21 protein-coding genes and 1 pseudogene are annotated in these 22,696 nt (G+C 72.4%); 11 read left to right on the forward strand and 11 right to left on the reverse strand.

The genetic code is table 11. From position 1 onward, the window contains the following. Positions 1 to 20 precede the first annotated feature (20 nt). From rpmI to AB0J71_RS28280, 6 genes are all read left to right on the forward strand, one after another. Complete coding sequence (gene rpmI / locus AB0J71_RS28255; RefSeq protein WP_125635662.1) at positions 21 to 215, forward strand: 50S ribosomal protein L35; 195 nt, start codon at positions 21 to 23, stop codon at positions 213 to 215. Positions 216 to 239: 24 nt separating this feature from the next. Next, positions 240 to 626 (forward strand): 50S ribosomal protein L20, encoded by a 387-nt coding sequence (rplT, locus tag AB0J71_RS28260; RefSeq protein ID WP_352327919.1) that lies wholly within the window; start codon positions 240 to 242, stop codon positions 624 to 626. Positions 627 to 702: 76 nt separating this feature from the next. Then, positions 703 to 1,506 carry an RNA methyltransferase gene (locus AB0J71_RS28265; RefSeq protein WP_352327920.1) on the forward strand — a complete coding sequence of 268 codons (804 nt, stop codon included), beginning with the start codon at positions 703 to 705 and terminating at the stop codon, positions 1,504 to 1,506. 50 nt (positions 1,507 to 1,556) lie between these two features. Further along, the gene (locus tag AB0J71_RS28270; protein WP_352327921.1) at positions 1,557 to 2,648 is read left to right on the forward strand and encodes an ATP-binding protein; all 1,092 of its coding nucleotides are present in this window, start codon (positions 1,557 to 1,559) and stop codon (positions 2,646 to 2,648) included. Positions 2,649 to 2,798: 150 nt separating this feature from the next. Then, the gene (pheS, locus tag AB0J71_RS28275; RefSeq protein ID WP_352327928.1) at positions 2,799 to 3,839 is read left to right on the forward strand and encodes a phenylalanine--tRNA ligase subunit alpha; all 1,041 of its coding nucleotides are present in this window, start codon (positions 2,799 to 2,801) and stop codon (positions 3,837 to 3,839) included. Continuing rightward, positions 3,839 to 6,394 (forward strand): phenylalanine--tRNA ligase subunit beta, encoded by a 2,556-nt coding sequence (locus AB0J71_RS28280; RefSeq protein ID WP_364416811.1) that lies wholly within the window; start codon positions 3,839 to 3,841, stop codon positions 6,392 to 6,394. The genes pheS and AB0J71_RS28280 overlap by 1 nt, the downstream gene beginning before the upstream one ends. Before the next feature lie 43 nt (positions 6,395 to 6,437). Here the strand turns inward: AB0J71_RS28280 and AB0J71_RS28285 are convergent. After that, positions 6,438 to 6,692, reverse strand: a pseudogene (locus tag AB0J71_RS28285) (Uma2 family endonuclease); the annotation flags it as partial. An 18-nt stretch (positions 6,693 to 6,710) separates the two neighbouring features. Next, positions 6,711 to 7,025: a hypothetical protein gene (locus tag AB0J71_RS28290; RefSeq protein WP_364416813.1), complete on the reverse strand. Its 315-nt coding sequence runs from the start codon at positions 7,023 to 7,025 to the stop codon at positions 6,711 to 6,713. Between the two features lie 80 nt (positions 7,026 to 7,105). Here AB0J71_RS28290 and AB0J71_RS28295 point away from each other — a divergent pair, with 80 nt between their 5' ends. Then, positions 7,106 to 7,339, forward strand: coding sequence for a hypothetical protein (locus AB0J71_RS28295; RefSeq protein ID WP_364416815.1), 234 nt, complete (start codon positions 7,106 to 7,108; stop codon positions 7,337 to 7,339). Positions 7,340 to 7,372: 33 nt separating this feature from the next. On the opposite strand, the gene AB0J71_RS28300 is transcribed toward AB0J71_RS28295, so the two are convergent. From AB0J71_RS28300 to AB0J71_RS28315, 4 genes are all read right to left on the reverse strand, one after another. Next, positions 7,373 to 8,665 carry an MFS transporter gene (locus tag AB0J71_RS28300; protein ID WP_352327925.1) on the reverse strand — a complete coding sequence of 431 codons (1,293 nt, stop codon included), beginning with the start codon at positions 8,663 to 8,665 and terminating at the stop codon, positions 7,373 to 7,375. Between the two features lie 104 nt (positions 8,666 to 8,769). Next, positions 8,770 to 9,129, reverse strand: a complete 360-nt coding sequence (locus AB0J71_RS28305) for a nuclear transport factor 2 family protein (protein ID WP_352327926.1) — start codon at positions 9,127 to 9,129, stop codon at positions 8,770 to 8,772. Positions 9,130 to 9,180: 51 nt separating this feature from the next. Beyond that, positions 9,181 to 9,585 carry a hypothetical protein gene (locus tag AB0J71_RS28310; protein WP_352327927.1) on the reverse strand — a complete coding sequence of 135 codons (405 nt, stop codon included), beginning with the start codon at positions 9,583 to 9,585 and terminating at the stop codon, positions 9,181 to 9,183. A gap of 227 nt (positions 9,586 to 9,812) precedes the next feature. Next, on the reverse strand, positions 9,813 to 11,474 hold the full coding sequence (locus AB0J71_RS28315) for a class I adenylate-forming enzyme family protein (RefSeq protein WP_352324389.1): 1,662 nt from the start codon (positions 11,472 to 11,474) through the stop codon (positions 9,813 to 9,815). Positions 11,475 to 11,736: 262 nt separating this feature from the next. On the opposite strand from AB0J71_RS28315, the gene AB0J71_RS28320 reads away from it, so the two are divergent. From AB0J71_RS28320 to AB0J71_RS28335, 4 genes are all read left to right on the forward strand, one after another. Beyond that, entirely contained in the window at positions 11,737 to 13,398 is a 1,662-nt protein-coding gene (locus AB0J71_RS28320) for an endo-1,4-beta-xylanase (RefSeq protein WP_364416817.1), read from the forward strand. 124 nt (positions 13,399 to 13,522) lie between these two features. Further along, positions 13,523 to 14,092 (forward strand): dienelactone hydrolase family protein, encoded by a 570-nt coding sequence (locus tag AB0J71_RS28325; RefSeq protein WP_352324392.1) that lies wholly within the window; start codon positions 13,523 to 13,525, stop codon positions 14,090 to 14,092. Positions 14,093 to 14,320: 228 nt separating this feature from the next. Next, positions 14,321 to 15,370 carry a TOMM precursor leader peptide-binding protein gene (locus tag AB0J71_RS28330; protein WP_364416819.1) on the forward strand — a complete coding sequence of 350 codons (1,050 nt, stop codon included), beginning with the start codon at positions 14,321 to 14,323 and terminating at the stop codon, positions 15,368 to 15,370. Further along, positions 15,367 to 16,446, forward strand: coding sequence for a hypothetical protein (locus tag AB0J71_RS28335; RefSeq protein ID WP_364416821.1), 1,080 nt, complete (start codon positions 15,367 to 15,369; stop codon positions 16,444 to 16,446). The genes AB0J71_RS28330 and AB0J71_RS28335 overlap by 4 nt, the downstream gene beginning before the upstream one ends. A gap of 95 nt (positions 16,447 to 16,541) precedes the next feature. Here the strand turns inward: AB0J71_RS28335 and AB0J71_RS28340 are convergent, their stop codons facing one another. The 5 genes from AB0J71_RS28340 to AB0J71_RS28360 all read right to left on the reverse strand — a co-directional run bounded on the left by AB0J71_RS28340 (position 16,542) and on the right by AB0J71_RS28360 (position 22,696). Continuing rightward, complete coding sequence (locus AB0J71_RS28340; RefSeq protein ID WP_364416823.1) at positions 16,542 to 19,691, reverse strand: DUF87 domain-containing protein; 3,150 nt, start codon at positions 19,689 to 19,691, stop codon at positions 16,542 to 16,544. Then, entirely contained in the window at positions 19,673 to 20,308 is a 636-nt protein-coding gene (locus AB0J71_RS28345; protein WP_364416825.1) for a hypothetical protein, read from the reverse strand. The genes AB0J71_RS28340 and AB0J71_RS28345 overlap by 19 nt, the downstream gene beginning before the upstream one ends. A 3-nt stretch (positions 20,309 to 20,311) precedes the next feature. After that, the gene (locus AB0J71_RS28350; RefSeq protein ID WP_364416827.1) at positions 20,312 to 21,433 is read right to left on the reverse strand and encodes a DUF559 domain-containing protein; all 1,122 of its coding nucleotides are present in this window, start codon (positions 21,431 to 21,433) and stop codon (positions 20,312 to 20,314) included. 56 nt (positions 21,434 to 21,489) lie between these two features. Further along, a complete protein-coding gene (locus AB0J71_RS28355; RefSeq protein WP_352324398.1) occupies positions 21,490 to 22,149 on the reverse strand; it encodes a sensor domain-containing protein in 660 nt (219 codons plus the stop codon). Positions 22,150 to 22,261: 112 nt separating this feature from the next. Continuing rightward, positions 22,262 to 22,696, reverse strand: a complete 435-nt coding sequence (locus AB0J71_RS28360) for a helix-turn-helix domain-containing protein (RefSeq protein ID WP_364416829.1) — start codon at positions 22,694 to 22,696, stop codon at positions 22,262 to 22,264.

A 22,696-nucleotide genomic window follows, 5' to 3' on the forward strand; every position in this document is an offset into this window, starting at 1 on the left:
AATTGAGGAGAGACGGCGACATGCCGAAGATGAAGACGCACAGCGGTGCGAAGAAGCGGTTCCGGCTCACCGGCACCGGCAAGCTCAAGCGCCGCCGCGCCAGCCGCGCGCACTACAACGAGTGGAAGTCGTCCACGCTGACGCGTCGTCTCAAGGGTGAAGTCGTCGTTTCGCCGGCAGACACCAAGAAGATCAAGAAGCTGCTCGCCAAGTAGCGCGAACCCCCGGGGAGAAGAAACATGGCACGCGTGAAGCGGGCGCTCAACGCCAAGAAGAAGCGCAAGGTCGTCCTCGACAGGGCGAGCGGTTACCGTGGCCAGCGGTCGCGGCTGTACCGCAAGGCCAAGGAGCAGATGCTCCACTCGATGACGTACGCCTACCGGGACCGCAAGGACCGTAAGGGTGCGTTCCGCCGTCTGTGGATCCAGCGGATCAACGCCGCTGCCCGCGCCAACGGCATCACCTACAACCGCCTGATCCAGGGCCTGCGCCTGGCCAACATCGAGGTCGACCGCAAGATCCTCGCTGACCTCGCGGTCAACGACGCCTCGACCTTCGCCACGCTCGTCGAGGCCGCCAAGAAGGCGCTGCCGTCGAACGTGAACGCTCCGGCCACCGCGAGCTGAGGTCGCCTTCAGGCACAGAGGGCCCACCGTCACGGTGGGCCCTTTTGCTGTATCCACGCACGATCAGGGGGAGAGCATGGCCGGGTCCGAGCTGACCAACGTGAAGTCGCCGAGGGTGAAGGCCGCACGCAGGCTCACCAAGCGCGCCTTCAGGGAGCAGGACCGCAGGTTCCTGGCCGAAGGGCCGCAGGCGGTGCGCGAGGCGCTCAAACTCGACGGGGTGACGCTGGAGCTGTTCACCACCGCCGAGGCCGAGCTGCGGCACGCCGAGCTCGTCACCCAGGCCACGCTGCAGGGGGTGCCCGTCCACCGGGCCAGCGGCGAGGTCATGTCGGAGCTGTCCCAGACGGTGACCCCGCAGGGGCTGCTGGCGGTGTGCCGGCTCGTGCACGTGCCGCTGGAGGAGGCGCTGGCCGGGCAGCCGAAGCTGGTCGCGATGCTGGCGCACGTACGCGACCCGGGCAACGCCGGCACCGTCATGCGGGCGGCCGACGCCGCCGGGGCGGACGCCGTGATCTTCACCGACGCCTCCGTCGACCCCTACAACGGCAAGTGCGTGCGCGCCAGCGCGGGCAGCCTGTTTCATCTGCCGGTCGTCATCGGTGCACCGGTCGCCGCCGCCGTGCGTCAACTGAGGGAGCGGGGCATGCGCGTGCTGGCGGCCGACGGCGCGGGCAAGCACACGCTCGACGACGTGGATCTTTCCGGACCGACCGTGTGGATCTTCGGGAACGAGGCCTGGGGACTGCCGGAGGAGATACGCGCCGAGGCGGACGATGTGGTCAGAGTGCCCATCTACGGACAGGCTGAAAGTCTCAACCTGGCCACCGCCGCGGCGGTGTGCCTTTACTCCTCCGCCAGGGCTCAGCGAGTGCCCTAGGCGGCCGGAAACCCGCTATTGTCGGCGTTGTAGGCGGAGGAGGCGAGGTCGTGCACGGCGCAGAAACCGACGGGCGAGTCGTGGCCGCCGCGTGCACGATCTCCATCGACGACCTCCCCGACGGTCTTATCGTGACCGACCGATATGGGTGCGTGCTGGCCGTCAACCGGGCCGCCGCCCGGCTCACCCGGGTCGCCATGGAGCGCGCCGTGGGCCGGGAGATGAACGAGGTCTTCCCCTTCCGCGACCACGACGGGCGCGAGTGGTGGAAGGCGCTCGATCCCGAGGGCGGGCTGCGTACCAGGACCAGGGTCCCCGAGCGGCCGCTGCACCTGCCGGGCGGCCAGGAGCTCTACGTCGCGGCCCGGCTGGTGCGCGAGCCCGAGCGCGGCGGCGAGGTCGAGCGGGTCACGATCACCCTGCGCGACGGCGGCGCCCGCGCCCGGCTGGAGCGCAGCCGCGCCGACCTGGTCTCCACCGTGGCCCACGAGCTGCGCTCGCCGCTGACCAGCGTCAAGGGCTTCACCGCCACCCTGCTGGCCAAGTGGACGCGCTTCACCGACGAGCAGAAGCGCGTCATGCTGGAGACCGTCAACAACGACGCCGACCGCGTCACCCGGCTCATCACCGAGCTGCTCGACGTCTCGCGCATCGAGTCCGGGCGGCTGGAGGTGCGCCGCCAGGTCGTCGACCTGCCGGCCAGGGCGCGCCGGCTGGTCGCCGGCCGGGTCGCGGCGGGCGACTCCGAAGACCGCTACCGCCTGATCGTCGGCGACCGCCTGCCGGAGATGTGGCTCGACCAGGACAAGATCGACCAGATTCTGGGTAATCTGGTGGAGAACGCGGTGCGCCACGGGCGTGGCACCGTGACGATCGAGATCGAGTCCGTCGGATGGGGAGTGGCCGTGTCGGTGCGCGACGAGGGCGAGGGCATCGAGCCCGAGCTGGCTCCGCGCGTCTTCCGGCAGTTCTGGCGGGGCGGCAACAGCCGCAGGCGCGGCGGCACCGGGCTCGGCCTGTTCATCGTGAAGGGCCTGGTCGAGGCGCACGGCGGCACGATCACCGTGCAGCGCGCGCCCGAGGGCGGCGCGGAGTTCCGATTTACCGTGCCCACCGGCACACCCGACTTCGCCACGGTCTGAAGCCCCGAGCGGCTCGACAGCCGTCGAAGTCGGTCCGGTGGGCGGGCCCCACTAGACTCATTTCCGCTCAAGCCCTGGATACGGAGCTCACTCTTGTCTGACTACGACCCCGTCGAGGTGACGCCGTTGCATGCCGACGAGCTGTCCCGCATGGAGGCCGACGCCCTCACGGCGATCAAGGCGGCCGACAGCCTCGACGCACTCAAGCAGGCCAGGCTGGCGCACGCGGGCGACCGCTCGCCCATCGCCCTGGCCAACCGCGAGATCGGCGCCCTGCCGCCGGCCGCCCGCGCCGAGGCCGGCAAGCGCGTCGGCGGCGCCCGCAGAGCGATCGGCGAGGCGCTGGCCGCCCGCCAGGCCGAGCTGGAGGCCGAGCGCGACGCCCGGGTGCTCGTCGAGGAGACCGTCGACGTCACCCTGCCCTGGGACCGGCGGCCGCGCGGCGCCCGTCACCCGCTGACCACGCTGCAGGAGCGCATCGCCGACGCGTTCGTCGCCATGGGCTACGAGGTCGCCGAGGGCCCCGAGCTCGAAGGCGAGTGGTTCAACTTCGACGCGCTCAACATCGCCCCCGACCACCCCGCCCGTTCCGAGCACGACACGTTCTTCGTGGACTCCACCGAGTCGGGCATGGTGCTGCGCACCCAGACCTCGCCGGTGCAGATCCGCGCGCTGCTCCAGCGCGAGCTGCCGGTCTACGTCATCTCGCCGGGCAAGACGTTCCGCACCGACGAGCTCGACGCCACCCACACCCCGGTCTTCCACCAGACCGAGGGGCTGGCCGTCGACGAGGGCCTGACCATGGCCCACCTCAAGGGCACGCTCGACAGGTTCGCCGAGGTCATGTTCGGCGAGGGCATCACCACCCGGTTCCGGCCGAACTACTTCCCCTTCACCGAGCCGTCCGCCGAGATGGACCTGAAGTGCTTCGTCTGCCGCGGCGCCTCGGCGATCCCCGGCAACCCGCCGTGCCGCACCTGCAAGTCCGAGGGCTGGATCGAGTGGGGCGGCTGCGGCATGGTCAACCCGCGGGTGCTCATCGCCTGCGGCGTCGACCCCTCGCGCTACTCCGGGTTCGCGTTCGGCATGGGGATCGAGCGCACGCTGATGTTCCGCCACAACGCCGAAGACATGCGAGACATGATCGAGGGGGACGTGCGCTTCACGCTCCCGTTCGGAATGGAGATCTGATGAAGGTCCCGCTCTCCTGGCTGCGGGAGTACGTCGATCTCCCGGCGGCCACCGCGCACGAGGTGGCCGACAGGCTCACCATGGCCGGGCTCAAGCTGGAATCCATCACCTCCTACGGCCACGACGTCAAGAACGTCGTCGTCGGCGAGGTGCTGGAGATCGAGGAGCTCACCGGCTTCAAGAAGCCGATCAGGCACTGCAAGGTCGAGGTGGGCGAGGCGACGCCGCGCGAGATCGTCTGCGGCGCCACGAACTTCGTCGCCGGCGACCGCGTCCCCGTCGTGCTGCCCGGCGGCGTGCTGCCGGGCGGGTTCGAGGTGGGGGCGCGCAAGACGTACGGGCGCATGTCCGAGGGCATGATCTGCTCCGAGCGCGAGCTGGGCCTCGGCGACGACCACAACGGCATCATGGTGCTGCCCGCCGGCACGCCCATCGGCACCGACGTGGTCGAGCTGCTCGGCCTGCGCGACGACGTGATCGAGCTGGAGATCACGCCCGACATCGGCTACGCGCTGTCCGTCCGCGGCGTGGCCCGCGAGGTGGCCACCGCGTTCGGCGTGGCCTTCCGCGACCCGGCCGACGTCGAGGTGCCCGCCGAGACCGAGCCGTCCTGGCCGGCCTCCATCGGCGACCCGACGGCCTGCGACCGGTTCGTGCTGCGCGAGGTGCGCGGCTTCGACCCGGCCGCCCAGAGCCCGCTGTGGATGCGGGTGCGGCTCAGCCGGGCCGGCATGCGCCCGGTGTCGCTGGCCGTCGACATCACCAACTACCTGATGCTGGAGCTGGGCCAGCCGCTGCACGCCTTCGACCGGTCGAAGCTGACCGGCGAGATCGTCGTCCGGCGGGCCCGGGAGGGCGAGCGGCTGGAGACGCTCGACCACGTCGTGCGCGAGCTCGACCCCGACGACATCCTCATCACCGACCAGTCGGGCCCGATCTCCATGGCGGGCACGATGGGCGGCCTGGAGACCGAGATCTCCGACGGCTCGACCGACATCGTCATCGAGGCCGCCCACTTCTCGGCCACCGGCATCTCGCGCGAGTCGCGCCGGCACGGGCTGGTGTCGGAGGCGTCCAAGCGGTTCGAGCGCGGCGTCGACCGCGAGCTGCCGCTGGTCGCCTCGTGGCGGGCGGTGCGCATGCTGGCCGAGCTGGGCGGCGCGACCGTGCAGCCCGGCGTGACGCACGCCGAGGTCGACGTCACGCCGGCGCGCATCGCGATCCCGGCCGGTCATCCGTCGGCCGTGGCGGGCGTCCCGTACTCCAAGGAGGTCGTCGTCGGCCGCCTGGAGCAGGTGGGCTGCCTGGTGACCGACGGCGACGACCCGGCCGTGCGCGAGGGCGGCGTCGACCCGACCGGCGTCGTGACCGGCGGCGAGCTGGCCGCCAGGCTGGCCGTCACCGGCCCCGACATGATCACGGTCACCCCGCCGTCGTGGCGGCCCGACCTCACCGACCCCAACGATCTGGCCGAAGAGGTCATCCGGCTCGAAGGCTACGACCGGCTGCCGTCGGTGCTGCCCAGCGCCCCGGCGGGCGCCGGGCTGACCGAGGGGCAGCGGCTGCGCCGGCGGGTCGGCCGGGCGCTGGCCGAGGGCGGCCACGTCGAGGTGCTCAGCTACCCGTTCATCGGGGCCGACGACTTCGACCGGCTGCAGCTGCCCGCCGACGACGCGCGACGCCGGGCCATGCGCCTGGCCAACCCGCTGTCGGAGGACGAGCCGCTGATGCGCACGACGCTGCTGCCCGGCCTGCTCAAGACGCTGGTCCGCAACGTCGGGCGCGGCTTCGGCGACGTGGCGCTGTTCGAGACGGGCGCGGTCTACCGGCCCCGGGAGAACGCCCCCGCCGCCGCTCCGGTGCTCGGCGTCTCGCGCCGTCCCACCGAGGAGGAGCTGGCCTCGATCGAGGCGGCGCTGCCCGACCAGCCGCTGCGGGTCGCGGTCGTGCTGGCCGGGGAGTTCGAGCGGTCCGGCTGGTGGGGCTCGGGCCGGCAGGCCTCGTGGGCCGACGCCGTGCAGGCCGCCCGGCTGGTCGCCGCCGAGTCGCGGGTCGAGCTGTCCATCAGCGCCGACCAGCACGAGCCCTGGCACCCGGGCCGGTGCGCCGCCCTCTACGTGGGCGACACGCTGGTGGGGCACGCCGGTGAGCTGCACCCGCGGGTCATCGAGGCGTACGGGCTGCCGCCGCGCACCGCCGCCATGGAGCTGGAGCTGTCGCGGCTGGAGTCGGGCATGCCCGGGCCGGTGCAGGCGCCGCCGGTGTCGCCGTACCCGGTGGCGACGCAGGACGTGGCGCTCGTCGTGCCCGACTTCACGCCGGTGGCCGACGTGGAGGCGGCGTTGCGCGACGGGGCCGGCGAGCTGCTGGAGTCGGTGCGGCTGTTCGACGTCTACGCGGGTGAGCAGGTGGGCGAGGGGAACAAGTCGCTCGCCTACACGATGCGGTTCCGGGCGGCGGGCCGTACGTTGACGGTCGAGGAGACGACGGCGGCCAGGGACGCGGCGGTGGCGATGGCGGCCGACCGCGTGGGCGCCCAGCTCCGCAGCGCCTGAGCCGATCACAGGGGGCCGGTACGGATCGCCGTACCGGCCCTTTCTACTTGCGGCGCCGGCCGAGGGCGGTGAGGTCGATGTCGATGTCGAACGGCACGGTCAGCTTGAGCCGGTCATGGTGGACACCGGTGCCGATGTAGGTACCGGTGGCGGGGTCGAGCTCGTAGACGTAGACCACCGGCAGCGCGCCGGCCTTCTCGATGCGCCAGAAATGGGGGATGCCCGCCTCGGCGTAGAGGGTGGGCTTGCGCTTCCTGTCGCGCACCTCGGAGGCGGGCGAGACCACTTCGGCGGCGAGGACGACATCCTTGGCCTGCTAGCAGGTCATCGTTTCGTCGGAAGGCGCTTGTGGCCCAAGGACGATCAGGTCGGGCTCGGGCCGCTGTTCGGGGGTCAGCTTCACGGCCATCGCCTGGCAGACCTGGAGGCGGTCGGGGGCGGCCTCGGCGAGCGCTCGGTGCAGACCGAAGATCACGTCGTGGTGGAAGCGTTGGCGGGGGCCCGCGAAGACCAGGCTTCCGTCGATCAGCTCGGTGTGCGGAGGCAGATCCGGAATGCGGTCGAGGTCCTCGGCGACAAAGCCCTGCGGCGGAGGGAAGGCCCAGTCGGGGAGGACCGCTTCGGCAGTCATCCTCCAACGCTAGTCACTGCACTCCGCTCACGCTCGGTGAACGAACGTACACGCGTGCAACTCGCGGGAGAATGTGGGGCATGAGGCAGTTGCTGGTGTTCGGCGAGCGTGGGGATGCCGAGGAGGTCGCCGAGACGCTGGGGGAGTGGTTCCCGGGGCTCGGCGTGCCCCGGGTGGTACGGGAGACGCTCGCCGGTGAGGACGACGCCGAGGACGCCCAGTGGCTCGTCGTCGTGGAGGGGCTCAACGAGCAGGCCCTCGGCCAGGTGGATGAGCTGGTGGAGCGGTACGACGGCTGGCGGGAGCCGGAGTAGGGCCCCGCCCCGGCCGGTGGGGTGGCCGGCCGGTCAGGCCGGGGTGGGCTGGTCGGACGACTGTTCGAGGCGGCGGGCGCGTTCGGCGATCGCGTGCTCGTCGGTTCTGGCGTCGTAGCGGCGGAACCCGGGCAGGGCGGCGGCCAGGCCGAGAACGGCGCCCACGCACAGCAGGCCGCCCGCGCCCAGCGAGAAGCGGGTGCCGCCGAAGTTGGCCATCAGGCTCGCGCGGGCGTTGCCCAGCATCGGGCCGCTGGCGTACGACAGCAGCTCGATGCCCGCCAGCCGCCCGCGCAGCTCCTGCGGGATGGTCTGGTTCCACATCGTGGTGCGGAAGATGCCGCTGATCATGTCGGCCGCGCCGGCCAGCGCGATGCACAGGAAGACCAGCCACACGCTCGGGGCCAGCGCGGTCAGCGTCATCGCCACTCCCCACAGCGCCGCCGCGACGATCACGCCGAGGCCCTGCCGCTGGACGCGGGCCGTCCAGCGGCCGGTCACCGAGGCGGCCAGCGCGCCCACGGCGGCGGCCGAGTACAGCAGGCCGAGCGACTCGGGCGAGCGCAGCTCGTCGGCCAGGAACGGGAACAGCGCGTTGGACATGGCGAACACCATGGCCGCGATGTCCACCAGGTACGTGCCCATGAGGTCGCCGCGGCCGGTGGCGTACCGCACGCCCTCGACCAGCGACCTGAGCGAGGCGGGCGCGGCGTCCTCGACGGGCGGCAGCGAGCTGATGCGCCACAGCAGCGCCAGGGACAGCACGAAGGTCGCCGTGTCGATGGCGTAGGCGACGTGCGTGCCGAGGTGCACCAGCAGCAGGCCGCCCAGCGCCGGGGCGACGATCGCGCCGACGTTCCAGCGCAGGCTGTTCAGCACCGCCGCCGCGGCCTGCTGGTCGTGCCGGACCACCTGCTGCATCACCGCCTCCAGGCTCGGACGCTGCAGGCAGGCGATGCCGGTGGACAGGGCGCCCATCACGTACAGGACCCAGACCTGCGGGTGGGGGAGCATCGCGTTGACCACGAGGGCGGCGGTGGTGACCAGCAGGCCCAGCTCGCTCAGCACGATGATCCGGCGGCGGTCGAGCGCGTCGGCGATCGCGCCGCCCCACAACCCGCACACCACCATCGGCACGAACTCCGCCAGGCTCATCAGCCCGACCGCGACGTAGGAACCGGTCAGCTCCTTCATCTGGTACGGCAACGCCACCATGGTGATCATCGTGCCGAACATGGTGACGACACCGGCGCCGAACAGCAGCCGGTAGTCGCGGGAGTCGCGCAGCGGGCTCAGGTCGGGGGAGAGCTGACGGAGCAGGCGCATGAGTGGCACGAAGTCTGATTGTCGGACCACGTCCGCGATGAGGGCAAATCATTTAGGAACGGCGAAGGCCCCCGGGGGGACCGGGGGCCTTCGCGGGAGGGATGTCAGGCGGCGGGCACCTTGTCGAGGAAGCCGAGGACCTTGCGGATGCGGCCGTCCTCGGCCAGCTCGATCACGTCGAAGCCGACGGCCAGGGGCTCCTCGCCGGCCGGGCCGAGGTGCCAGGTGAAGCGGGCGATGTGGTGGTGGGCGTCGAACACCTCGCCCGGCGTGAACACCAGGCCCGGGAACATGCCCTGCGCGCCCTCGATCACGGCGGCGATCCCGGCGTGCCCGGCCACGTCGGCCATGGGGTCGGTGTAGGTCGCGTCCTCGGTCCACAGCTCGGCGACGGCCTTGGCGCGGGCGTCGGCGTCGGTCTCGTTCCAGGCGGCGACGTAGCGCTCGACGAGTTCGGTGGTCATGACGATCTCACTTTCTGCCAGGAGTTCTTTCAACGGTTCTCAGGAGAGCTGCTAGCGGCGGGTCCGGCGCAGGCCGGTGATCTGCAGCTCGGCGAACAGCCCCACGACCAGGGCCTGGGCAATGGCCCAGACGGCGCCGAGCGTGCTGAGTTCGAGCGCGCCGGTCACGACGGCGGCCACACTGCCCAGGGTCCAGGCGATGTTCAGGCCGATGACGGCCTTGACGGCCGCCGGGTTGATCGCGGGGCGGGAGGCCAGCAGGCCGACGGCGGCGCCGTACACGAGCAGGAAGATCCCGATCTCGCGCAGCAGGCCCGCGCCCGGGCCGAGCAGGTCGCTCGCCGGGCCGGCCAGGGCCAGGTAGACCAGCCCGTTGCCGCCGGTGACGACGGCGTCCGCGGCGAGTGCGAGGCGCAGGAACCTGGTCCGGTCGGCGGTGACGGTGAGGGCGGTCATCTTGGCTCCTTCAAGTGCTGGTTGCGACACTTGAACGATGTCAGCCGGGGCGTAGGGGCCGCGATTACGCGCCAGGTAATGAAGTCCGCGAACCGCTCTCTGACCTGCGGGTTCTTCGGGGAAAAAGAACGGGGCGCCTCCTTGCGGAGGCGCCCCGGAGGGGTTTCAGGAGGGTGCGGGTCCCGGAAGCTGGGTCCGGAGAGGTACGGCGTCCCGGGAGGGGACGGTCAGGAGCCGAGGACCTCGCGGCGCAGGTGGGTCTTGAGGATCTTGCCGCCGGGGTTGCGGGGAAGCTCGCCCTCGCGGAACCACACGTGCGCCGGGATCTTGAACTTGGCGATCCGGTCCGCCAGGAACGAGCGCAGCTCCTCGGGCGTGACCGACCGGCCCGGCGCCGGCCGGATCACCGCGCCGACCTCCTCGCCCAGCTCGTCGTGCGGGACGCCGATCACCGCCACGTCGTCCACCGCCGGGTGCTCGAACAGGGCGGCCTCGACCTCGGCGCAGTAGACGTTCTCGCCGCCCCTGATCACCATGTCCTTGGCGCGGTCCACGATGTAGACGAAGCCCTCCTCGTCGATCCTGGCCAGGTCGCCGGTGTGCAGCCAGCCGTCCACGAACGTCTGCGCCGTGGCCTCGGGCTGGTTCCAGTAGCCCATGATCACGTTCGGGCCGCGTACGCACAGCTCGCCCACCTCGCCGGCGGGCAGCTCGGCGCCCATGGGGTCCACCACGCGCACGTCCACGACGGCCGAGGGCATGCCGATGCTGTCGGGCCTGGCGTGGTACTCGGCGCCGCCGTTGCCGATGGCCAGGGCGGTCGTCTCGGTCATGCCGTAACCGTTGGAGGGGGCGCGGTCGGGCAGGTTCGTGGTGATGCGCTCCAGCAGCTTGGGCGGGGCGGGGGCGCCGCCGTAGCCGAGGGTGGTCAGCGACGACAGGTCGTACTTGCCGAAGTCGGGGTGCGACATGAGCTGCCAGGCGTTGGTCGGCACGCCGATCATCGTGGTGACGCGCTCGCGCTCGATCAGCCGCAGCGCCTGCTCGGGGTCCCACTTGTACATGAGCACCACGCCGCCGCCGGTGAACATCGAGGTGATCATGGCGGAGAAGCAGCCGGTGACGTGGAACAGCGGCACGGTCAGCAACGTCACCCGGCGCACGCTCGCCGCCGCGCCCGCGTCCTTGCCGGCCATGGTGACCGAGCGGACGAGGCCGTAGGCCACGGTCATGGGGGACTGGCCGAGGTTGCGGTGGCTGCCCAGCGCGCCCTTGGGCCGGCCGGTGGTGCCGGAGGTGTAGAAGATCGTCGCCGGATCCTCGGGGGACAGCTCGACGTCGGGCAGCCGCACGTCGGCGGTGACCTCGCCCAGCACGTCGTCGAACGACCGCGCGCCCTCGGGCGCCTCGCCCCTGGTCACGATCATCGGCACGCCCGTGGAGGCCAGCCTGACCGCCCGCTCGCCGTCGGCGATCAGCACCTTGGCCCCCGAGTCGCGCACGCCGTAGGCCAGCTCGGCCTCCGTCCACCAGGCGTTCAGCGGTACGGCGATGGCTCCGGCGGCCAGCGCGGCCGAGAACGAGACCACCCATTCCGGGTAGTTGCGCATGGCGATGGCGACGCGGTCGCCCTTGGTGACGCCGTACTCCTCGACCAGGCGGCCGGCCAGGGTGGCGGCGCGGCGGAAGTGCTCCTCGAACGTGATGTGCTCGTCCTCGTAGACCAGGAAGACCTGCTCGCCGTGGAACCTGCTGGTCTCCAGCAGGGCGCGGAAGTGTGCCGGCGCGTGCTTCCACGTGCGTACCCCGGTGTCGCCGATCTCCTCGGTCTCGAAAAGCTGGCCGGGGCCGGTGAGCTGGGCTTGGACCTGGGCGTGCGAAAGGGACATGCGCAGAACTCCCGCATCAGACGATTATTCCGGACTTTCACAGTACCGACCGGTAGGTACGTCGCGCTAGAGCAGCCAAAACCCCGGGGGCGGGCAGCCGTGAAAGTTTCATGTGAAAGCCGATATTTTTCGCTCGCCAACTGCTCTTTTGGGGGCTGGGTGGGATCGGCATTGACCGTTCTCTCGCATGTCAATACCGTCTGCGGTGCGATCCGCCGCGGATCGAAAGGTTTCGGAATCGAGTGCCTGCCTCCGGAGGTAGATGCCCGTGCTCTCGTCCCTGTCCGTCAGAGTCCTCGCCCTGCTGGGGATTCTCGCAGCCTTCCTCCTCCCCGCCACCTCCGCCGACGCCTCGGCGCCGCTGCGCACGCACGCGTCCGCCAAGGGCAAGTTCATCGGCACGGCGCTCGCCACCGGCCCGCTGTCCGGCGAGACGTCCTACCGCACCATCGCGGCGACCGAGTTCAGCCAGGTCACCGCCGAGAACGCGATGAAGTGGGACGCCACCGAGCCCAGCCAGGGCCAGTTCAACTACTCCGGCGCCGACGCGATCGTCGCCTTCGCCGCCCAGAACGACCAGCAGGTGCACGGCCACACCCTCGTGTGGCACAACCAGACGCCGGGCTGGGTGCAGGGCCTGAGCGCGACCGCGATGCGCGCGGCCATGCAGAACCACATCGCCAACGTCGTCGGCCACTTCGCCGACAACCCGGCCGTGGTCTCGTGGGACGTGGTCAACGAGGTCTTCGAGGACAACGGCAACCTGCGCACGTCGTTCTGGTACAACACGCTGGGCTCGGGCTACATCGCCGACGCCTTCCGCGCCGCCCGCGCCGCCGACCCCGACGCCAAGCTGTGCATCAACGACTACAACACCGAGGGCATCAACGCCAAGAGCACGGCGATCTACAACCTGGTCTCCTCGCTGCGCCAGCAGGGCGTGCCGATCGACTGCGTCGGCTTCCAGTCCCACCTGGCCATCCAGTACGGCTTCCCCAGCGACTTCCAGCAGAACCTGCAGCGCTTCGCCGCGCTCGGCGTCCAGGTCCGGATCACCGAGCTGGACGTGCGCATGCAGACCCCCAGGGACGCCACCAAGGACGCCACCCAGGCCACCTACTACCGCAACGTCGTCAACGCCTGCCTCGCGGTGACCGCCTGCCAGGGCGTGACGATCTGGGGCTTCACCGACAAGTACTCCTGGGTGCCCGACACCTTCCCCGGCCAGGGCGCCGCGCTGATCTACAACGAGAGCTACCAGCAGAAGCCGTCGTACACCGCCGTGCACGACGCCCTGGCCGGCGGCGCCTCCACCGACACCACCCCGCCCAGCACGCCGGGCGCCCCCACCGCGGGCAACGTCACCGCGAACTCGGCCACCCTCACCTGGGCCGCCTCCACCGACACCGGCGGCAGCGGCCTGGCCGGCTACAACGTCTACCGCGAGCAGGGCGGCACCGACACCCAGCTCGGCCAGTCCACCGGCAACAGCATCAACCTGACCGGCCTGACCGCGGCCACCCAGTACCAGGTCTACGTGCGGGCGCGCGACGGCGCGGGCAACCTGTCCGGCGAGTCCCCGGCGGTCACCTTCACCACCCTGACCGGGGGCGGCGGGGGCGGCTGCACCGCAGCGGGCACCGTGCAGACCCAGTGGAGCGGCGGGTACGTCATCCAGCCCGTGACCGTCACCAACACCCGCACGTCCCCGATCAACGGCTGGACGGTCACCTTCACCCTGCCCGCCGGGCACACCCTGACCGGCTCCTGGAACGCCGCCGTCACCGTCAGCGGGCAGAACGTCACCGCCAGGAACGCCGGGTACAACGGCACGCTCGCGCCCGGCGCGAGCACCAGTTTCGGGTTCCAGGTCAGCAGGCCGGGCGGCGACACCGCGACGCCGTCCGCCTACACCTGCTCCTGACCCGCGCGACCCCCCGGGCGGACATGGCCGCCGCCCGGGGACCCGCACGCCGGCGCGGCGGGGCACGGGAGGGTGCCCGAACGGGGCCCTTGGTGGGGCCTGCGCGCGGTGGTACACAGTGCACATGGCAGAGATCATCCTGTTGCACTCCGCACAGGGCCTGCGACCGGGGGTAATGGGGGCCGCGGAGGCGCTTCGCGCGGGCGGGCACGTCGTGCGCACGCCCGACTACTACGACGGCGAGGTCTTCGACGACCTCGAATCCGGGCTGCGCAAACGGGACGCGATCGGCTTCGACGAGCTCGCGCGCCGCTGGCGGGAGATCGCCGCGCAGGTGCGCGGGCCGGTGGTGTTCGCCGGGTTCTCACTGGGCGGGTTCGGGGCCCAGCTCCTGGCGGCCACGCACCCGCTGGCCCGGGGGCTGCTGCTCTACCACGGCTGTGCGGCCGTGGCCGAGGTGAGCGCGCAGGGGTGGCCGGTCTCGGTGCCGGTGCAGCTCCACTACGCGGAGGGCGACCCGTGGGTGGACGCCGGTGACGTCCGCAGTCTGCGGACGGAGCTGGGGCCGTTATTCGAGTGCTTCATTTATCCGGGAAATGTGCACTTGTTCGCCGATCCCGATCTTCCCGGATACTCGGAAGAGTCGGCGGCGCTAATGTGGAAACGTTCCCGCGACTTTATTGCGCGGATATAAGACGATTTCACGGATATTTCGTACTTGGGTCTATCAAAAGGGGCGATCTTTACTTTATGATCTCATCGGCCCATCAAGATCGACGGAAGGATCGCTCATGACGATCGAGATCAAGAAGGTCGAAGAAGTCGAGACCACCGGTAACAGCAACAGCTGCTGACCACTTCGGGCCTCCCGCGACGCGGCCCGACCCCGCGGGAGGCCCTCACTCGCCCGGGAGCCGCCTTCATGCCCAGGATTCAGGTGAATCCGGTCTTCCCCCTGTTCATCGACGACGCCCGCGGGCGCGTCCGGCTCGGCGACTTCCCCCCGACCGGCCAGATCCTCGACCCGGCGCCGCCGCCCCTGCGCCGCCTGCTGCGCCTGTGCGCCGAGACCCCCGTCGAGCAGTCCGACCTGTACGACCTCCTCGACGACCTCACCCCCGCCGAGATCGACTCGGCCGTCGAACAGCTGCGCGCGGCCCGCTTCCTGGTCACCGACGCCGAGCTCGGCACGCTCGCCGCCGACGCCCGGCTGTCCAGGTTCGCGCTGTTCATGGCCATGTTCCAGCCGGCCGACCGGGCCGTGGCCGCGCTCGGCGACCTCGCCGCCCGGCACGTGGCGGTGCTCGGCGCCGGCGCGATCGGCGGCCAGGTCGCCCTGCACCTCGCCACCTCCGGCGTCGGCCGCCTGACCCTGCTCGACGACGACCGCGTCGAGATCGGCAACCTGCACCGCCAGCACCTCTACACCGTCCGCGACCTCGGCGAGCCCAAGACGGCCGCGGCCGCCCGCAGGCTGCGCGAGCACTGCCCGGACGTCCGCGTCACCCGCGTCGAGCGGCGCATCACCGGCCCCTCCGACGTCGTCACCGACGCCGACCTCGTGGTCAACACCGTCGACACCCCGCAGCCGCACATCCGCCGCTGGGTCAACGAGGCCTGCGTGCGGGCCGGCACGCCGTTCGTCACCGGCGGCTTCAACCAGCACGTCGGCCTGCTCGGGCCGCTGGTCGTGCCCGGCAAGACCGGCTGCCTGGCCTGCCAGGAGGCCGCCCTGGCCGCGCGGTACGGCTCCACCGTCCTGCCCGCCAACGACAATCCCGGACGGGCCATCCCGTCGTTCGGGCCGCTGTGCGGGATCGTGTCGGGCATGCTCGCGTCCGAGGTGATCCGCTTCCTGACCGGCACCGGAGCTCCCGCCGTCGAGGGCCGCAGCCTCTGGCTCGACCTGCTCACGCTGACCACCACGGCCTACGACTTCGACCGCCGCGACGGCTGCGAGGTGTGCGGGTGAAGGCCGAGCCGCTGACGGACCTGTCGTTCCTCAGCGTGGTGGCCGACGGCCCCGACGACTACGTCATCGGCAACGGCGAGACGTTCGTCAACGTGCCCGGCGTGGCGGCGGCCGTGGTGGAGGCGCTCGACGGCACCAGGACGGCCGCCGAGGCCCGCGCCCTGGTCCTGGCCGAACGCGGCCTGGACGTGGACGTCGCCGAGTTCGTGACCGGGCTCGGCGCGGCCGGGCTGCTCGGGCCGCCGCGGCGTCCGCCCAACGTGTGGGACCGGATCAGGCCCGGCCACGTGGCCTGGCTGTTCTCCCGCCCGGCGCACGCCGTGCTGGCCGCGCTGACCGTGTGCGCCCTGGCCGCGGCGGTCGCCAGGCCCGGCGTGCTGCCCTCGTTCTCCTCGCTGGTCTGGTCGGACAGCCTCACCTTCACCGTCGCCTTCGCCGTGGGCTCCTGGCTGCTGGTGCTGGTGCACGAGCTCGGCCACATCGCCGCGGCCCGGTCGCTCGGCGTGCGGGCCGAGCTGTCGCTCGGCACCCGCCTGCAGTTCCTCGTCGTGCAGACCAGGATCACCGGCATCTGGGGCGTGCCCAGGCGCGCCCGCTACCGCGCCCACCTGGCGGGCATGCGGGTGGACTGGTTCCTCGCCTGCGCCGGGACCTGCGTGCTGTACGCCGCCGACCTGCCCGTGGTGCGGCTGGTCGTCGTCATCTGCCTGTCGCAGATCGCCTGGCAGTTCCTGTTCTTCATGCGCACCGACGTCTACTACGCCATCGCCAACGCCGGCGGCAACAAGAACCTCATGGCCGACGCGCAGGCGTACCTGCGGGCGCGGCGCACCCGTACGGCGCCGCGCGGCGTGCGGGTGTACGCCTGGTTCCTCGTGGCAGGACGGGTGCTCGGGCTGGCCTTCTTCGCGCTCTACACGATCCCGGTGACGGTCGCCGTGTGCCGGCGGGCCGTCGAGGAGCTGCCGGGCTGGCAGCCGGTCGCCGCCCTGGCCGTCGTCGGCGCCGGCTGGGCGCTCTACCTCGCCGTACTCGCCCGCCGCCTGCTCGCCTCGGCCCGCCGCCCGTCCCCCTGAAGACCGGCGCAGGCCGCACAGCCCCGGCCTCCTGGGACGACCGGCGCAGGCCGGCGCGGTCCCGGCCGCCCCCTCCACGGCCGGGACCGTGGCGATCAGGCGCCCCCGCGGCTCCTGGCGACGACCTCCTCCGTGGTGAGCGGCGCCTTCGGGTGGTGCGTCAGGCACATGGGCACGCGTGCCTTGGCGAACCCGCCGCCCTCGCCGGCCACGTAGAACTCGCCCGCGCCCAGCCGGGAGATGTCCGGCACGTCGCCGCCGCCCTTGGACTGGGCCATCTCCCTGGCCGCGCTGATCTGGATCGGCGCGTTCAGCAGGCCGAAGAACTGCGTGGCGCAGTTGCCCGGGATCTGGTTGTGCAGCCCCTTGGGCGCCTGCGTGGCGAAGACCAGGCCCAGGCCGTACTTGCGGGCCTGGGAGGCGAGCAGCACCGTGCTGCGGGTGGAGACCGACGCGCCTCCCGCCGCGGGGGCGAACGTCTGCGCCTCGTCCATGACGAACAGCGCGCCCAGCGGACGGTCCTGGGCGGGGTGCCGCTTGAACCAGACGAACAGCTCCATCTGCAGCCGGCTGACGAAGCTCTGCCGCTGCTCCAGGCCCGGCAGCCCGGCCAGGCTGAGCACCGAGACGCGGGCCCGCCTGCCCGGCGGCGGCGTCACCAGCAACCCGGGATCGACCGGCTCCCCGGCCCCGCCGAACAGCGGGTCGTTGTCCATGGCCGCGGTCAGCGACTGGGACAGGTCGGCCGCGATGCGCCGGGCGCTGGCCAGCTCGCTCACCCCGTCGGGCAGGTCGGCCAGGTACGCCGCGAACCCTCTCAGGCTGGTCGCGCCGCCGCCTCCGTAGGCGGCCAGCGCCCGCCTGAGCACGGCCTGCCCGCGCAGCGCCTTGTCGGTGTTGGCGTCCAGCCTGACCCGCGGCACGATGAACGCGACCGCGGCCTCGACCGCCTCGGCGAACTCGTCGGGGTCGCCGGCCAGGCTCGCCAGGTCGGGCAGCGGCTGGAAGCTCAGCGGCCGTCCGCCGGTCCGTCCCGGCGTCCAGACGGTCACGTCGGTGGCCGCCAGGTACTCCGCGGCGCGGCGGGCGTCGCCCTCGGCCCACGTGCGCGGCGGGTCGGGCCACGGCTCGCCCAGCCGGGCCAGGTCGTTGTTCGGGTCCAGCACGATCGATGAGACGCCGCGCAGGGCGCACTCCTCGACCAGCCGCCTGATCAGCACGGTCTTGCCCGAGCCGGAACCGGCGAAGATCGCGGTGTGCTTGCGCAGCGCCTCCAGCGCGATCCGCACCGGCTCGCCGTCCGAGACGCGCCGCCCGATCGTCAGGGAGTGCTCCTCGTCGCCGCCGCCCCGGCTCCTCGCCGCCACAGGGGCCTCGGGGGCCGGTACGGCCGGAACGCTCCACGCGTCGGCCAGTGCCTCGGTGAGGAAGCCGATCCCGGACGTCGGCCGCCGCGCGGCGAGCCAGGCGGCCAGCTCCGGCGGGTTCTCCGCGATCAGGGCCCGCAGCGCGGCGAGGACCAGCAGGTCCTGGCGGCTCATCCGCAGCGTCCTGCCGCCCGCCCGCTCGAACGCCGCGATCGCCTCCCGCGTCGCCGGCCCCGGTGACCAGGGGGTGTCGCGCAGCAGGAACAACCGCCGCTTGGGCACCTCCGCGTCCAGCCCGGCCGCCACGCACGCCTTGCGGAGGCGGTTCAGCGCCGCGTTGCCGTGCGTCGCGCTGATCGCGCGGAAGGCCCAGTGGACCTCGTCCTCCCTGCTCTCGTCGAGCGTGCGGCGCAGCCGGGCGTGCAGCGGGGGCTTGGCGCTCGGCGGCGGGTCCATGCCGAAGGCCCGGCCGGCCGCACCCTGCTCGGCGATCCACGCGTGCAGCCCGGCGGCCAGCAGCGCGGGCATCGCGGTGTCCTCACTGGCCTGGTCGATCACCGGAGCCTGCGCGGCGGCCAGCAGCTCGGCGAAGCGGCCGTCGAGCGCGGCGAGATCGCCGGGGTCGGCGGGGTGGGCGTGCTCGGCAGGGCGCGCGGTCGGCTGCGCATGTGCCGCCGCCTCCGCCGCGAACCCGGTCAGCTCCCTGACCTCGCCGTCCAGCAGGCAGGCGCGGACGTGCCGGTCGATCCGGATGAGCAGATCCCGCGGAGTGATCCCGGGCGCCTGCTCGAACGCCTCCGGCCGGACCGGCCACGTCGGGTACGGCGGCTTGACGCCCGCCTCGCCGTACTGCACCTCGAAGCGCGTGGCGACCATGGTGCGGGCGGTGGCCGCGTCGGGGATGGTCTTGAGCGGCACCGCCTGGCGGAAGCGGTCGCGCACGGTGTCGACCGCGACCCGCTCGATGAGCGCCCACGTGGCGGGGATGCAGGTCACGACCGTCAACGTCCGGCGGGTGACCTCGCGCAGCGCCATCAGGCCGCCCGCGATGCGCTCGATCATGAGCTGCTCGGCCGGGTCGTGCTCGGCGCTGCCGGAGGTGGTGACCCGTGACTGGGCGACGAGCGGGTCGATCTGGTCCACCGCGACGATCGTCGGGCCGGTGAGCGCCATCAGCCGCGAGAGATCCCTGACGATCTCCTGCGGCGTGCGGCCGAGCTGCCGGATGCCCCAGCGGGCCCGCTCGCCCGGCTCGCCCTCGGGCGCCGACGACAGGTACGACTCCCCGAGGTCCTGCAGCCCCGGATCCTCGCCGGCCAGCAGGACCAGGGCGCGCGCGGCGTCCTGGCTGTCGCGGCCGACCTGGCCCCCGACGCGGCGGAACGCGGTGACGAAGGCGTCCAGCTCGTCCCTGGTGAGGCCGCGCTTGCCGGTGATCGAGCGGCGGGCCATGCGGGACAGCCCCGCCATGATGGCCAGCCGGTCCAGGAGCACGGTGAGCTGCGTCTGCCCGTCGTGGCGGGGCCGGGAGAGGCTGTCCAGCAGGGAGACCACGATGCTCTCCCAGAACCCCTTGGCGTCCAGCAGGCCGACCAGGACGAAGTAGCCGTCCTCGCGCTGGGCGCGCTCGCGCAGCCAGCCGAGCAGGTGGGTCTTTCCGGTGCCGCGCTGGCCCTGCACGACCACGCCGATGGGGCTGCTCTCGGGGCGGTGGGCGGCCTCGGCCAGCCCGTCGAGGAGGATCTTCGTCGACGCGCCGTGCAGGCCATCGACGTGGAAGGGGGAGCGGCGCCACACGTCGTCGGCGCCCTCGGTGTAGTTGAACGTCAGCGCGGCCAGGTCCGCGATGCCGCCGCCGCTCACAGCTCGCCGATCCACAGCAGATGCTTGTCCTGCCCGCCTATGATCACCGCCGCTTCGCGGTCCTCGGGCGTGAGCGTCTTCTGGTTCGACTCCGGGACCAGGTTCACGTCCGGGAGGCGTTCCATCACGACGAGCGCCTCGTCCACCTCCTGCTTCGGGGCGGCGGGGAGCAGCCGCCGGAGCGGGGCCAGGCTCACCCACGAACCGGGCGCGGCGGCCAGCTCGGCGTACGCGGCCCGGATCTGCGACTCCAGACCGGCGGGGGGCACGTCCGGCTCCGGCTGGAAGATCTCCGACAGCCGCTGGTCGGTGCGCCGCATGAACCGGGGCAGCCATTCGAGCAGGGCCCGCGCGATGGCCCCCGACGAGCCGGTCTGCGGCGGGATCGCCCCGGCCCGCAGGTCCTCGGCCAGCCTGGCCCACCCGGAGTCGGTGAGCACGTGCACGAAGGCGCGTCCGCCCCTGGGCCGGTGGCTCTCGACCAGCTTCAGGTCGTTGAGCTTCAGCCGCCGCTGACCGTCGATGGTCAGCCTGTAGTGCTCCTTGAGCTCGCTGTTGGAGACCTCGCGGGCTTCGACGGCCAGCACCAGCAGGGCAGTGAACTCGGGCAGGGTCAGCCCTTTGTCCGGCATATCTCATCCTTCCGCTCTGCGGCGGTTCCGCAGAAACTGGCCGATCTGACGGACGACGGTGTCCATGTCAGTCATCACCTGAGCATCGGGAAAGCGCAGCACGGCGTAACCGTCGAGTTGGAGGAGAACGTCCCGCCGCCGGTCCGCGGCGAACTTGGCCGGAGCCCGGTGATCGGGGCCGTCGATCTCCACGACGCAGCGCTCCCGCTCCCAGACCAGGTCCACCCGGATCGGGACGTCCAGCGGCCCCGGCCGGTACGTCTGGTTCCAGGCCCGGCCCTCGGCCCACGCCCGCGCAGACAGGGCGGCCTCCAGCGCCCGCTCGCTCGCGCTGCCCGGATGCGGCCTGCCCGCCACCGGCGGATACGCGACGGCGGGCGCCCGATCGGCGGTCGCGGGAAGCAGGACGGCTTCGCGAGCGTCAGGTACGGCTGCGGGAAGCGGGCCCGCGGGGAGCGGGTTCAGGGTGAGCGGGCCCGTGGGGGGCGGGTGCGCGGGGAGCGGGTTCAGGGTGAGCGGGCCCGTGAGGAGCGGGTGCGCGGGGAGCGGGGTGGCGATCGTCCGTACGCGGTCGTCGTGCAGGGGCGCGCCCGCCAGCCAGACGCCGGCCCGGCCCCGGTGCGCCAGCCACTCGCACCCGGCGACCAGCACTTCCAGCGCCGCCGCGCCCAGCCCGTCCGGCACCCGCACCAGGACCGCCAGCCGGGCCCGGCCGAAGCTGTCGGCCAGCACCCTGACCAGCCCCGCCGCCCGGACCTCCGGCGCCAGCCCGCTGGGCCCGCCGCTCAGCGCCCGCCGGGCCAGCTCGGCGAGGAACGGCCCGAAGTGGCCGGTCACCGAGGCCCTGCGCAGGGCCAGCGCCTGGACCGCGGCCACGTTCACCCCGGACGGCTCCCGCATGCCCTCGGCGCCCGGTAACCAGGCCGGGAACAGCGCGATGGCCGCCTTGTCCAGCTCACGCAGGACGGAGGCGGCCAGGCCGGCGACGGAACGTTCCTCGGCGGCGAAGTAGGTGACGACGGCCGGGGCGTCGTCCGGCAGGGGATCGAGGGCCAGTGCCAGGGCGTCGGGGTCGGCGTCGAGCCGTACCACCTGGCCGATCGGCAGCTCTGCCCACGACGGCACGGCTTCCCTGCCCTCACAAGATCGGAAACGTCGGCACTTGGGAGGGTAGCCCGTCCCTATCGGGCTGTCACCCAGACCGGGGACACGCCCTCCACGGACGGGACGTGGGCGCGGGTCAGCAGGGCCTGGGACACGCTCGCCTTCACCAGGGCCGCCGTCCGCACCACCGGGACGAGCGTGAGCGCGAACAGCAGGCCCACCGCCGTGTTGAACACCACGAACGGCACGGTCCCGGTGCCGAGGCCGAGCAGGGCGGGCAGGCCGCCGTCCACGCCGGGGATCGCGGCGATCGCCCAGCCGTAGATCGGGAAGGTCAGGCCGAGCACCGCGCCCGCCCACCACACCGCGCTCACGACGGCGGCGGCCAGCGAGACCGGGAAGGTGATGATCGCGTGCAGCAGGTCCAGCGCCGCCTGGCCGGAGACCAGCGGGTTCATCATGCGGCGGAAGGAACCCGCCCCCGCGGGGGTCTGCGCGTAGCGGGGGCGGGCGATCGGGTGGCCGAGCACTCCGGGGAGCGCGGCGCGCTCCAGGTCGGCGAAGTGGCGGGCCATGGCGGCGGTGGCAGCCAGGACGGGCAGCCCGGCGAACACGACCGCCGAGCCGAGACCGGCCGAGACGCCGGCGACGGTGAGGGTGAAGGAGGCGGCGGCCATGGGGAGGCCGAGCAGGGTGTAACGGGTGTCGGTGGCGACGCGGTGCCGGAGGGTTGTCATGGCCACGACGCTACGGGCCCGGCGGGGCAGCGATCGATCCTGGCGGCGGGCCCTTGCGTGGTAGGGCAGGCCCTACCACGGCCCCGGCGGGCCCCTGGAAAAACGATCCCCGCTACTGCGGCTGGTCCACCCGGATCACGGTCAGCTCCTGCGGGCGCACCGGCTCCCGGCAGTGCGCGCACACCGTGAGCGGCTCCAGGGGCTCGCCGCACGAATGGCGCCACACGGTGGGCGGCTCGCCCTCGGTGACGTACCGGTCGCCCCAGTCCATGAGGGCGAGCAGGACCGTGTGCAGGGCCTGGCCCGCCTCGGTGAGGACGTACTCGTGGCGCGGCGGGTGCCGCTCGTACGGCACCCGCTCCAGCAGGCCCACCTCGGCCAGCTTGCGCAGCCGGGCGGTGAGGATGTCGCGGCTGGCGCCGGTGTTGCGGGCGATCTGGTCGAAACGGCGCACCCCGAGCATGATCTCGCGCATCGCCAGCAGGCTCCACCGCTCGCCCACGACGGCCAGCGCGTTGGCGATCGAGCACTCTCTCGGGCGGGACAA

The sequence above is a fragment of the Nonomuraea sp. NPDC049637 genome, from assembly GCF_040675235.1.
Lineage (GTDB): Bacteria > Actinomycetota > Actinomycetes > Streptosporangiales > Streptosporangiaceae > Nonomuraea.

Coding starts and splice junctions, on each gene's coding strand:
- AB0J71_RS28320 (WP_364416817.1), top strand. CDS start 11,737: ATGCCCGTGCTCTCGTCCCTGTCCGTCAGAGTCCTCGCCCTGCTGGGG.
- AB0J71_RS28265 (WP_352327920.1), top strand. CDS start 703: ATGGCCGGGTCCGAGCTGACCAACGTGAAGTCGCCGAGGGTGAAGGCC.
- rplT (WP_352327919.1), top strand. CDS start 240: ATGGCACGCGTGAAGCGGGCGCTCAACGCCAAGAAGAAGCGCAAGGTC.
- AB0J71_RS28290 (WP_364416813.1), bottom strand. CDS start 7,025: ATGACTGCCGAAGCGGTCCTCCCCGACTGGGCCTTCCCTCCGCCGCAG.
- AB0J71_RS28305 (WP_352327926.1), bottom strand. CDS start 9,129: ATGACCACCGAACTCGTCGAGCGCTACGTCGCCGCCTGGAACGAGACC.
- AB0J71_RS28300 (WP_352327925.1), bottom strand. CDS start 8,665: ATGCGCCTGCTCCGTCAGCTCTCCCCCGACCTGAGCCCGCTGCGCGAC.
- pheS (WP_352327928.1), top strand. CDS start 2,799: ATGGAGGCCGACGCCCTCACGGCGATCAAGGCGGCCGACAGCCTCGAC.
- AB0J71_RS28310 (WP_352327927.1), bottom strand. CDS start 9,585: ATGACCGCCCTCACCGTCACCGCCGACCGGACCAGGTTCCTGCGCCTC.
- rpmI (WP_125635662.1), top strand. CDS start 21: ATGCCGAAGATGAAGACGCACAGCGGTGCGAAGAAGCGGTTCCGGCTC.
- AB0J71_RS28280 (WP_364416811.1), top strand. CDS start 3,839: ATGAAGGTCCCGCTCTCCTGGCTGCGGGAGTACGTCGATCTCCCGGCG.
- AB0J71_RS28330 (WP_364416819.1), top strand. CDS start 14,321: ATGCCCAGGATTCAGGTGAATCCGGTCTTCCCCCTGTTCATCGACGAC.
- AB0J71_RS28325 (WP_352324392.1), top strand. CDS start 13,523: ATGGCAGAGATCATCCTGTTGCACTCCGCACAGGGCCTGCGACCGGGG.
- AB0J71_RS28345 (WP_364416825.1), bottom strand. CDS start 20,308: ATGCCGGACAAAGGGCTGACCCTGCCCGAGTTCACTGCCCTGCTGGTG.
- AB0J71_RS28355 (WP_352324398.1), bottom strand. CDS start 22,149: ATGACAACCCTCCGGCACCGCGTCGCCACCGACACCCGTTACACCCTG.
- AB0J71_RS28295 (WP_364416815.1), top strand. CDS start 7,106: ATGAGGCAGTTGCTGGTGTTCGGCGAGCGTGGGGATGCCGAGGAGGTC.
- AB0J71_RS28315 (WP_352324389.1), bottom strand. CDS start 11,474: ATGTCCCTTTCGCACGCCCAGGTCCAAGCCCAGCTCACCGGCCCCGGC.